7 protein-coding genes are annotated in these 12,115 nt (G+C 46.6%); 5 read left to right on the forward strand and 2 right to left on the reverse strand.

Annotated features, from left to right (window positions below; genetic code table 11):
- Positions 1–659: 659 nt before the first annotated feature.
- The 5 genes from R7F64_RS01145 (at position 660) to R7F64_RS01165 (ending at position 10,939) form a co-directional block, all read left to right on the forward strand.
- Complete coding sequence (locus R7F64_RS01145) at positions 660–3,113, forward strand: glycogen/starch/alpha-glucan phosphorylase (protein WP_053307964.1); 2,454 nt, start codon at positions 660–662, stop codon at positions 3,111–3,113.
- A 117-nt stretch (positions 3,114–3,230) separates the two neighbouring features.
- Positions 3,231–5,411 (forward strand): 4-alpha-glucanotransferase, encoded by a 2,181-nt coding sequence (malQ, locus tag R7F64_RS01150; RefSeq protein ID WP_318071384.1) that lies wholly within the window; start codon positions 3,231–3,233, stop codon positions 5,409–5,411.
- 283 nt (positions 5,412–5,694) lie between these two features.
- Entirely contained in the window at positions 5,695–7,887 is a 2,193-nt protein-coding gene (gene glgB / locus R7F64_RS01155) for a 1,4-alpha-glucan branching protein GlgB (RefSeq protein ID WP_249371685.1), read from the forward strand.
- 136 nt (positions 7,888–8,023) lie between these two features.
- Positions 8,024–8,698, forward strand: coding sequence for a monofunctional biosynthetic peptidoglycan transglycosylase (gene mtgA / locus R7F64_RS01160; protein ID WP_053303908.1), 675 nt, complete (start codon positions 8,024–8,026; stop codon positions 8,696–8,698).
- A 180-nt stretch (positions 8,699–8,878) separates the two neighbouring features.
- A complete protein-coding gene (locus tag R7F64_RS01165; protein WP_318071385.1) occupies positions 8,879–10,939 on the forward strand; it encodes an alpha-amylase in 2,061 nt (686 codons plus the stop codon).
- Positions 10,940–11,008: 69 nt separating this feature from the next.
- Here R7F64_RS01165 and R7F64_RS01170 read toward each other — a convergent pair whose 3' ends face one another.
- Together R7F64_RS01170 and R7F64_RS01175 are read right to left on the reverse strand one after the other, a co-directional pair.
- A complete protein-coding gene (locus R7F64_RS01170; RefSeq protein ID WP_025768635.1) occupies positions 11,009–11,725 on the reverse strand; it encodes a DsbA family protein in 717 nt (238 codons plus the stop codon).
- Positions 11,726–11,821: 96 nt separating this feature from the next.
- A complete protein-coding gene (locus R7F64_RS01175) occupies positions 11,822–12,109 on the reverse strand; it encodes a hypothetical protein (RefSeq protein ID WP_050549672.1) in 288 nt (95 codons plus the stop codon).
- Between the last annotated feature and the right edge of the window lie 6 nt (positions 12,110–12,115).

Raw genomic sequence — 12,115 nt, forward strand, 5'->3', positions numbered from 1 at the left:
GTCTTACTGAATGATGCCATCAGCATCAAAAACACTGTTTGAATACCGGATAATGTCGCTACTATTGGGGCTTGCGTCCGTCTGAAAAACCATTCCATACGGTCACTTAAATATAAAAGCTAGCGAAAACTAGAAATAACTCACATCGGCTAATTCTAGTTTGTATAAAAAGCGTACAATCCTGTGAGCTGAGAGGGATGTTACGACATCAGAAATGTTCGTTACTTTGATCCACTTCCTAATTCTCAAGGGTTGATGGATTTACCATCAACTACGCCCTTTATTTGTGATTGTCGTCACTTAAATATCGTTTGTTTCGTTAGCGTTAAGATCACGTTGCACATAGATTACGAAAAGTTCTTCTACGCTGACCGAGTTAATGTGACCGATATTACAATTTTCACATCATCAGATGAGTGGACTATAAAAAGCGTCATGAACGGGTTTTAACCTTTCTCACATTCCATTGTGATCAAAATCACTAAGAACTGGTGCAAAGTTCACTTTGTTGAGATTTGGATCACTAACCTAGCAATGGTACCCCCTCTACGCCCTCAGCCCTCCTCCTTCAAAGGATGAGAATTAGGAGGATGTTTATTCACAGAGGTAAATGCACGATGTATGGCAGATGAATTACCAAAAGACGTGAGAATTTCGTAATGAAACCTACTCAACAAAAACAATTTGACAAGAAGTCGTTCCAAGAAAGCGTAAAGAAACACCTATCTGTAACTTACGCTCATACGATTGAAAACGCAGACAGCCGCGCATGGTACCTAGCAATGGGGCATGCTCTGGCTGAATTTACTACTCTAGATTTGCTTGCGACAGAAGAAGATCCACGCATTAAAAGTGCGAAGAGCGTTAACTACCTTTCGCTAGAATTCCTTATCGGTCGTTTGACGGGTAACAACCTAATCAGCATGGGTCTGTATGAACAAGTAACAGAAGCAATGGCTGAACTGGGTTACAACCTAACTGATCTGCTAGAAGAAGAGCGCGACCCATCATTGGGTAACGGTGGCCTTGGTCGTCTGGCTGCGTGTTTCATGGATTCATGTGCGGCACAAGAATTCCCAACTGTCGGCTATGGTTTACATTACGAATACGGTCTATTTAAACAGTCATTCAAAGATGGTCGCCAGCAAGAAGCACCTGACGCTTGGCGCGGTGTAGAAGGCTACCCTTGGGAAATTGCGCGTCCAGAACTTGCGCAAGAGATCGGTTTCTACGGTCACGTTGAAGTGATTAACGAGAACGGTAAAGAAGTTCGCAAATGGGTACCAGGCATGACAGTAAGAGCAATGCCTTGGGATCTTCCAATTGTGGGTTACGAATCAGACACGGTTTACCCGCTACGTCTTTGGGAATGTCAGGCGATTGCACCATTCTCACTAGCAAGCTTTAACAATGGTGATTACTTCGAAGCTCAGCACGCACTGATCGACGCAGGTAACATCACTAAAGTGCTTTACCCGAACGACAACCACGAGAAAGGTAAAACACTGCGTCTAATGCAGCAGTACTTCCACTCAGCAGCGTCTGTACGTGACATCCTACGTCGCCACGAAGCTGCGGGCTACTCGCTAGCGGATCTACCTAAGCAAGAGACTATCCAGCTTAACGATACACACCCAACGATTGCGATTCCTGAACTAATGCGCATCCTGATGGATGAAAAAGGTTTAACTTGGGAAGCGGCTTGGGAAATCAGCTCTAAGACATTTGCGTACACCAACCACACGCTACTTCCAGAAGCACTAGAGACATGGCCAGAGTCGCTAATCCAGCACCTGCTACCACGTCACATGGAGATCATTTACGAGATCAACCACCGCTTCCTACAAGACGTACGTGCAATGTGGCCGGGTGATGTCGCGAAGCAACAGAAGCTTTCTATCATCGAAGAAGGTTTCCACCGCATGGTTCGCATGGCAAACCTATGTGTAATCGGCTCTTACGCAGTAAACGGTGTAGCAGCACTTCACTCTGAATTGGTTAAGAAAGACCTATTCCCAGAGTTCCACGAAATGTACCCGACACGTCTACACAACGTAACGAACGGTATTACGCCACGTCGCTGGTTGAAGTTCTGTAACCCAGGTCTGTCTCAGCTTATCACTGAGAAAGTCGGCCCAGAATGGCCAGCGAAACTAGAGCAACTTGAAGGTATTGCGAAGTACGCTACTGACGCGACATTCCAAAAAGAATTCATGGCAGTGAAGAAAGAGAACAAAGAACGCCTAGCAACTTGGGTGAAAGAGAACATGGGTATCGAGCTCGATACTAATGCAATCTTCGATGTTCAAATCAAGCGTCTGCACGAGTACAAACGTCAGCATCTAGACTTGCTACACGTACTGTCTCTGTACCACCGTATTCTTAATGAACCAGGTTTTGAGTGTACGCCACGCGTTGTGTTCTTCGCAGCAAAAGCAGCACCGGGTTACCACCTAGCGAAAGAAATCATCTTCGCAATCAACAAGATTGCAGACAAGGTGAACAACGATCCTCGCATCGGTAACAAGCTGAAAGTGGTATTCATCCCTGACTACCGCGTGAGCATGGCTGAAATCATTATCCCTGCGGCTGATGTTTCTCAACAAATCTCGCTAGCGGGTAAAGAAGCATCAGGTACAGGTAACATGAAGATGGCGCTAAACGGTGCGCTAACTATCGGTACAATGGATGGTGCAAACGTTGAGATTCGTGAGGAAGTAGGCGATGAGAACATCTATATCTTCGGTCTAGATGTTGAAGGTGTGAAAGCGCTGAAAGCTCAAGGTTACAACCCATTTGATTACTACAATGCGGATCACTTACTCAAAGCGTCAATGGACTTGCTATTGGGTGAAGAGTTCACACCAGGCCAACCAGGCTTACTGCGTGCCACATACGACAGCCTACTAGACGGTGGTGACCCATACTTATGTCTCGCGGATTTCGCCTCTTACGTGAAAGCACACGAAGACATGAGCGAACAATATAAAGATCAAGCTGGCTGGGCGAAGAAGGCCATTCTTAATACCGCCCTTGTTGGCAAGTTCACGTCAGACCGCTCAATCCGCGACTACGTGAACAATATCTGGAAACTTGAAGCGGTGAAACGCTAATAGAACCTAGTTAAGACCAAGGTAGCCAAGCGCTACCTTTGGTCATTTTCCAAAAGAAGTTATTGATAACAATAAAACCCTACATGGAAGGTGTTGGTATTACCTTCGGAGAAAGCGATGAAAGAACAAACAGCATTAAAGAAAGTCGCGGAAATGGCGAGATTGGCTGATAGCTATGTCAGTGCTTGGGGAGATGAGGCTAAAGTGTCTGAGGAGACGCTACGCCGCTTGCTCGCTTCGCTTGGCTACGATACTAGCAGTGATGAAAAACTACTGGCTTCTGCTGAAAAGAAACATAAAAAAGACGTACTAGCCCCTGTTCTTGTTTTACGCGACGGCGAACCAGTCGAAGTGGAACTAAACCTAGGTACGAGTGCTCGTGAGAGTGAATTCAGCTGGCGTTTAGAAACAGAACAAGGAGAGGTACTTGAAGGCTATCTTCAGTCCCAAATTGTTCGTGATGAGCGTGCTGAGGGTGGCCCTCTAGTGTTTGCATTGCCAAAGAACTTGGCTTGGGGTTATCACAAACTGATCATCAGTCGTAAGCGTCGTAAAACACCTTACGAGATGTCATTGATCATTACGCCGAAAGCTTGTTTCAAACAAGACGATCTAAACCAACACAAAAAGCTATGGGGTCCTAGTATCCAGCTTTACACACTGCGTACTCAGCATAACTGGGGCATCGGTGATTTTGGTGACCTAAAACAACTGGTGAGTGATATTGCCTCTCGTGGCGGTGACTTCATTGGCTTGAACCCTATTCACTCGCTGTTCCCTGCGAATCCAGAAGGGGCAAGCCCATACAGCCCGTCTTCTCGTCGTTGGTTGAACATCATGTACATCGACGTAAGCTCTGTACCTGAATTCGCGCTAAGTGCAGAAGCACAACAGCGTGTTGGTAGCGCAGAGTTCCAACAACGTTTACAAAAAGCGCGAGACTCTCATTGGGTGAATTACACCGAAGTTTCGCAACTAAAAATGAGCGTTCTTCCGCTACTATTCAGTGAGTTTAAAGCTCGCCATTTAGACAAGAACACTGATCGCGCTCGTGCCTTCTTGGACTTTGTTGAAAAAGGCGGCGACAGCTTGCTACATCAAGCTGCATTCGATGCACTTCATGCTGATTTACATGTAGAAGATGCAAACATGTGGGGTTGGCCTGTATTCCCTGAGAAATACCGCACATTCGACGCAGCTGGTACTCAGAAGTACATTAAGGACAACCAAGATCGTGTTCACTTGTACATGTACCTGCAATGGATCGCAGACGATCAAATCAAAGAAGCGCAAGCGCTAGCCGAAGAAAAAGGCATGGCTGTGGGTTTATACCGTGACCTTGCGGTTGGTGTTGCTGATTCTGGTAGTGAAACATGGGCTGATGAAGGCGCGCTAGTATTGGATGCAAGCATCGGTGCACCACCAGATGTACTTGGTCCACTAGGCCAAAACTGGGGTCTGCCTCCGCTTAACCCTCAGGTTTTAGAAGCGACTGGCTACGACGCTTACATCAAATTGCTACGTGCTAACATGAAGCATTGTGGAGCATTGCGTATCGACCACGTACTTGGCCTGCTTCGCCTTTGGTGGATTCCAAAAGGCGAGAAAGCGACAGAAGGCGCATACCTGTACTACCCAGTTGAAGACATGCTAGCAATCCTAGCGTTGGAATCTCACCGTCATCAGTGTTCTGTAATCGGTGAAGACTTGGGTACTGTACCTGATGAAATCGTTGATATCCTTCGTGACGCCGGTGTTCACTCGTACAAAGTCTTCTTCTTCGAAACATCAAAAGACGATGGTGGCTTTATTTCTCCGAAGCACTACGCTGAGCAATCTATGGCTGCGCTGTGTACGCACGATATGCCAACACTACGCGGTTTCTGGCACTGTGATGACTTGAAGATGGGGCGTGAGATTGGTCTGTACCCTGATGAACAGCAATTGGAAGGCCTATTCGCTGACCGCTTGAAGTGCAAACAAGGCATTCTAGACAGCGTTCGCTGGCATGGCTATTTGCCAGAAGGCATTGGTCATGATGCTCAGTACGTGCCAATGGATTCATACCTAAGCGAAGCGCTGCAACTGCACGTAGCCGCGGGTGACTCTGCACTGCTTAGCGTTCAGCTTGAAGACTGGCTAGAAATGGATCAACCGGTCAATATTCCTGGTACGGTGGATGAGTATCCAAACTGGCGTCGTAAATTGTCGATGAACCTAGATGAAATCTTCAGCCGTGAAGATGTGAATCGTATTTCTAAACGCCTTACTGAAGTTCGTGCACAGGCGAGTAAGTAAGATGCCTAGAGTGGCGTAGATGGACGAGCTGATTACCAATTTTGTTAGCTCAGAGGTACGAAAGTTCCGTCTAGGTCACTCATTCCTAAAACACAATCCGTTAGGATGAAGTACCGTTATTATGCCCGCGACAATAGCGGGCATTTTTGTATTTTGACGCCGTTTACGCAACGAATGTGAGAAGCGGAGTCTTTTTGTGAGTTCACAACGTTGGCTGTGGAGAAACCGATGTTTGATTCAGATCTCTGGTCTTGAAAAGGATGTTGGCTCTAGGGAGAAAGATTTGAAAACCACCAAAACCAAGAAAATAAAGAAACAACACGAACGCGCATACGAACTGCTTGCTGAGGCGGCTTACTCAGATCCATTTGCGGCGCTGGGTCCTTTCATTGACGACGAAGCTTCGCTGAGAGTTTGGATGCCGGGCGCAAACAAGGTTGAACTGCTTGTTAATGGTGAACCTCGCGTGGCGCTTGAGCGTGATGGCGACAGCGGTTTCATCTTAAAAGAGCAACGCGATTTACACCTGACCCACTACCGTTTAGCGGTCGATTGGAATGGTGTTGAACAAATTATTGATGACCCGTACCAGTACCACAATATCTACCAAGAGTACGAGCATCTGCATACGCCAAAAGACATGTATCACTACATGGGCGCACACTTTGTCACGCTAGAACGTGGCGGTGAAAACATCTCTGGTGTGCGTTTCCTTGTTTATGCACCACATGCATCTGCTGTTAGCCTTGTGGGTTGCTTCAACCAATGGGATGGCCGTCGTCATCCAATGCAACGCCTAGACTACGGTATCTGGGGCCTATTTATTCCTGGCTTAGAAGAAGGCGTTCAGTACAAATTTGAGCTAAAAGGGCCAAATGGGGAAGGGCTTCCTCATAAACAAGACCCTTGGGGCTTCTACTCTGAGCAATACCCATCGTTCGCGTCCATTACTTACGATCACAAGCGTTACCAATGGCAAGATGCGAAATGGCAAAACCGTGCAGTGACGCAAAAGCGTGATGAAGCGTTATCGTTTTACGAGCTACATGCTGGATCATGGAAGCGCGACGAGAAAGGTGATTTCCTCAACTACCGAGAACTCGCAGAGCAGTTGGTGCCATACCTTGTGGATATGGGCTACACCCACGTTGAGCTGATGCCTGTGTCTGAGCATCCATTCTATGGTTCATGGGGCTATCAACCCGTTGGCTTGTTTGCACCAACTAGCCGCTTTGGCTCCCCTGATGATTTCAAATTCTTCGTGGATGCGTGTCACCAAGCAGGTATCGGTGTTGTGCTGGATTGGGTACCGGCGCACTTCCCATCGGATGATCATGGTTTAGCGAACTTTGATGGTACGCCTCTGTTCCATGATCCAGATCCGCGTCGCGGTTGGCACCAAGACTGGAACTCCTACATTTACGATTTAGGCCGTGAACATGTGCGTCGCTTCCTTGTGTCGAATGCGCTGTACTGGTTTGAACAATTCCATATTGATGGTATTCGCGTGGACGCCGTCGCGTCGATGCTCTATCTCGATTATTCACGTAGCCACGATCAGTGGGTCCCGAACGTTGATGGTGGCAACGAAAACTACGACGCAATCGCAACCTTAAAATGGATGAACGAAGAAGTGTACAAGCACTTCCCGAATGCGATGACGATTGCGGAAGAGTCAACGGCGTTTCCGGGTGTGTCTGCGCCAACCTTTATGGGTGGTTTAGGCTTTGGCTTCAAGTGGAATATGGGGTGGATGCACGACAGTCTTTCATACATCAAAGAAGATCCTGTTCACCGCAAATACCACCACAATACCATCACCTTCCCGCTGGTTTATGCGCACAGCGAAAACTACGTCTTGTCTCTCTCTCACGACGAGGTGGTGTACGGAAAAGGCTCTATCCATAACAAGATGCCGGGCGATGAATGGCAGCAAACCGCAAACCTACGTGCATACTACGGTTATATGTATGGTCAACCGGGCAAAAAGCTGAACTTCATGGGCGCGGAAATCGGCCAAACGGCGGAGTGGAACCACGATGATCAGTTGCAATGGTTCTTGCTGGAATACGAACGTCATCAAGGCGTTCAAAAGCTGATGCGCGATTTGAACCACTTGTACCGAAATGAAGCGGCGATGCACGATCAAGATTGTGTTCCTGCTGGTTTTGAGTGGCGTCTACAAGACGAGGCAGATGCAAGCATCCTAGCGCACGAGCGTATCAGTAAAGAGGGTGAGCGTATTCTCATCATCACCAACTTTACGCCCGTACCACACGAGCGTTTCCGTTTAGGTGTTCCAAATGCAGGTCAATACGAACTGCTGCTGAACACGGACGACAGCAAATACGGCGGAAGCGATTTTAAAGTGCTGACCAGTGTGAAAACGGAACAAGTCGAAAGTGAATCACTGCCTCAATCACTTGAGCTTCGTTTGCCTCCACTTTCAACCGTGTTCTACAAGCTGCACAAATAATTTAGTCTAATCAAATTCTAAGCCCGTTTTACATTGTAAATCGGGCTTTTTTTAACCAAGTTTTCACTAACGATAAACAGACTGCATACTCTATACTTGCATCATATTGTTTTATGAAATCAGGCTAGGTCGGACTTTGAGAAAGATTAAATCCCTTCTGTTCAATATCTTATTGGTGCTTTTGCTTTTACCAGTGATGCTCGTTGGCATAGTGAAATACATCGATCCACCAATTTGGGGATGGAAGATCAGCCGCATAATTTCTCCTCCTGAAGGATTTCCTGAAGAGAGTCAAAATGAATGGGTGCCTTTGAGTGATATTTCTAAACACATTCAACTGGCCGTGATTGCGACAGAAGATCAAAAGTTCCCGACCCATTACGGAGTGGATTTTGATTCCTTGTTTAAAGTGATCTCAGAGTCTGGCGAGAACGGTCCCTCTCGCGGTGCGAGCACGATTACTCAGCAAACTGCAAAGAACGTGTTTCTGTTTCCTTCACACTCTTATGTGCGCAAAGCGTATGAGCTTTATTTTGCTCTGCTGATGGAAGCAATGTGGAGTAAAAAACGCATTCTTGAAGTGTATTTGAATGTGGTGGAGTTTGGTCCAGGTATTTATGGCGCGGAAGCCGCTGCGCAAAACTACTTTGGTATTCCTGCTAAACAACTTTCAACACGCCAAGCAGCAAGGCTTGCGGTGGTGCTGCCAAATCCGTATCGCATCAAAGTTTACCCTCAGACTTCTTACACCATCAGCCGCGTCAATTGGGCGATGAGACAAATGCGTAACCTTGGTAGCGTTCAGCTTTAAACTCCTTTTTACCCTGCTCATAAGTAGAACTACGCCCCCATAAAAGCAAAATGTGAAGCGTCACAAGCTTTAGGGCGTAGCTTTTCAGAATGATGTGCTCAGTTTTTCATCCATTTACTATTAGTGTGAATAAAACTACAACACGAATACTGCGCCTATGCGCAACCAATGGACTGAACGATGAAACTGAATCTGATTACGACTACCTTATTGCTTGCATCGGCAAGTGCCATCGCCGAGCCAAACATCACCATTGCTACCACGACCAACAGCCGTGACTTTCCGTTAAGTGCAGAGCAGCCTTTGGTTGTGCCCTTAACCAAAGACGGATACACGCTCAAAATCACGGGTATTGAAGGCGACTGTGTCGCGCCTGATGGTCAGAAGGTCAAATTCAACAAACCTATCGCGCTGAACTGTGGAAAGCCAACAGAACTGCCTTTAAAAATCCGTTTTACTGGCGATTACTCTTTTGCTTTTGATGCGGAAGCCAAAACTCTACGCTTCAAGCGAGAGCCTAAGAAAGCTGCCAAGACAGAATTTAAACGCCCAATCCCACAAGTGCAATGTGAGGTTTACCAAGGCGGCGAAGTCACCATCGCGCTGGGTGACAGTTTCCCCGATGGCACCAAGTTGCGTGATGCCTATTCTGGTCAGATGGTCGAAGTAAAAGATCAGCAAGTATCGCTGACACCAAGCAAAGATTCAGGCGGTTTGGTGCTACTAGAGCCAGTGAAGAAAACCAAAGAAGCAGTGCCGTTTGATTACCGCAATGCCAACATTTACTTCGTGATGGTCGACCGTTTCAATAATGCTGATACGAGCAATGACAACAGCTATGGTCGCAAGAAAGACGGTAAAGAAGAGATTGGTACCTTTCACGGTGGTGACCTAAAAGGTGTGATCGAAAAGCTAGATTACATAAAGAGCCTAGGTACAGATGCGATTTGGTTGTCGCCAATCGTTGAGCAAGTGCATGGTTTTGTTGGCGGCGGTGATAGCGGCTCATTCCCATTCTACGCTTACCACGGTTACTGGACGCGTGATTTCACCAAGATTGATGAGAACTTCGGTAACGAAGATGATCTGAAAAAGCTGGTGGAAGAGGCACACAAACGTGGCCTTAAAGTCTTGATGGACGCAGTAATCAACCACACCGGTTACTCAACGCTAGCCGATTTGCAATTTGACGGTATTGAGGTGTTAAAACCAAACGCTGATTTACCGAATAAGTGGGGTGACTGGCAACCAAAAGCGGGTGAAAATTGGCATAGCTATCACCAGAATATTGATTACCAGAGTCCAAACTGGTCGAAATGGTGGGGCGGTGACTGGGTAAGAACAGGTCTACCGGGATACCCAGCTCCGGGCAGCAGTGATATCACTATGTCATTGGCGGGGTTACCTGACTTTATCACCGAATCAGACAAAGCTGTGAAGCCAGCGCAGTGGCTATTGGATAACCCTGGTACTCGCGTAGAGGCGCGCGACAATTACACCGTCTCGGACTACCTAATTGAGTGGCAAACTGATTGGGTGAAACGCTTTGGCATTGATGGTTACCGTGTCGATACGGTGAAGCACGTTGAAGGCGATGTGTGGAAACGCTTGAAAGAAGAGGCTTCAAGCAGTCTTGAGCAGTGGCGCAAAGAGAATGGTAAGTCAGGTCAGCCATTCTGGATGATGGGTGAAGTATGGGGACATACCGCATATCGCAGTCCTTACTTTGACGATGGCTTTGATGCGTTGATTAACTTCGACATGCAGAAGAAGTTAGACAAAGGCGCGGCGTGTTTCAGCCAAATGGCAGACACCTACCAAAGTTACGCAGATACTATCGCCAATGAAAAAGACTTCAACCCAGTGAGCTACATGTCTTCTCACGATACCGAGCTGTTCTTCTCTCGCTTCAAAGATTACGGCATGCAGCGTAACGCCGCGAATGCACTGCTTCTGAGCCCTGGTGCTGTTCAGGTTTACTATGGTGATGAAGTTGGTCGTAACATTGGTCCTTACGCGGACGATTTCCACCAAGGCACTCGTTCTGACATGGTATGGAAGCTATCTGATGAGAAGCAAGCGCTGCTCAAACACTGGCAAACTCTTGGTCAGTTCCGTAAAGCGCACCCAGCGATTGGTGCGGGTCAGCATCACGTGATTGAACAAGAAGGCGCGTACGTGTTCTCTCGCTCGCTTGGCAATGACAAAGTCATTGTGGCGTTTGTGGGTCGCGAAAAGTAGTTAGAACTTCGTTTTAAGCCTAGATAGAAAAAGCCCTTCCTTGAGTTATCAGGGAAGGGCTTTGTTGTTTTAGTTCGCCAGTTCTTGGTCGATGACTTTTTCTAGCTCGTCAAACGGCACATAGCCAGGAATGACTTGATCATTAATGATCAACGCAGGCGTGCCGCGTAAACCAAGTTGCGTGAAATACTGATAGTTTTTATCAAGCAACGCCTTGGTCTCTTTGTCGTCGACAAGCTGCGCTTCTGTCCCCGTTTTTTTCGCGATTTGATTTAAGGAACGTGCGTCATGTGCGCCCGGTTTTTTCACCAATAACTCATGCACTTGTTCGTACTTATCTCGCTGGTTTTGCCAAACATTTAATGCGTAACTTGCCGAGTTGTAGCCGTTTTTCTCGTATTGTTCTTTAAAAGAGACATTGAGGTTAAGCACTTTTACCTGCGGATATTCCTTACCAACTTTGACCAGCTCTCCTTCTAAACGTTTACAAAAAGGGCAGCTGTAGTCTGTTACGTTAATAATGGTTAACTCAGGGTTTTCAGCACCAAAAGAGGAATGTTTGCCATCACTTAGATATTGACGAACCTCCTTCAAGGTGTCGCCAAATGACTGTTGATACGCAATGTACTCTTGAAGGTTTTGGTGCAATGAATCAAGAATTTGAGGGTTTTCTTTTAGTATCTGAGTAACTTCCTCTAGCTTTTGTTCTGCGGTCTTTTCTGATGCGAAAGATACGGCAGATACGATAGCCATCGTTAACGCCAAAAGTGTACGAGTGAATGTCATAATATTTCCTAAAACTTTTAAATTTCGTTGTTTGTTATGTGAAGTGAATAAAATATGTACAAAAGTCAGGCAGAAAGGTCTCTCGCCTTGCTGGCTTTATTCTCTAAACACGCAAAGTTTTAGGTGAACCCGATACTTTTCCGGTATCGGTTCTGTGTATTCCAGATAACGAATTGCTGTGGATGCCATCGGCAGCGCCACAATCAAAGCAAACAGAAAAAATGGAATAAGAATATGATCAAACTGGTGTTGGTACGCTTGAACCAGCTTCTCTGAAAGGTCGCAAGATGGTGATAAATTCACGCTTTCATTTTGCTGACTCTGTATTTGGTGAGCCTTAGGGCAGCTTTTCGAGAAGCCGGAGTTTTGGCTTAAACATACCATCACCAC

Source organism: Vibrio sp. Vb1980, assembly GCF_033338615.1.
Taxonomy (GTDB): Bacteria; Pseudomonadota; Gammaproteobacteria; order Enterobacterales; family Vibrionaceae; genus Vibrio; species Vibrio alginolyticus.

Coding starts and splice junctions, on each gene's coding strand:
- R7F64_RS01170 (WP_025768635.1), bottom strand. CDS start 11,725: ATGACATTCACTCGTACACTTTTGGCGTTAACGATGGCTATCGTATCT.
- malQ (WP_318071384.1), top strand. CDS start 3,231: ATGAAAGAACAAACAGCATTAAAGAAAGTCGCGGAAATGGCGAGATTG.
- R7F64_RS01175 (WP_050549672.1), bottom strand. CDS start 12,109: ATGGTATGTTTAAGCCAAAACTCCGGCTTCTCGAAAAGCTGCCCTAAG.
- R7F64_RS01145 (WP_053307964.1), top strand. CDS start 660: ATGAAACCTACTCAACAAAAACAATTTGACAAGAAGTCGTTCCAAGAA.
- R7F64_RS01165 (WP_318071385.1), top strand. CDS start 8,879: ATGAAACTGAATCTGATTACGACTACCTTATTGCTTGCATCGGCAAGT.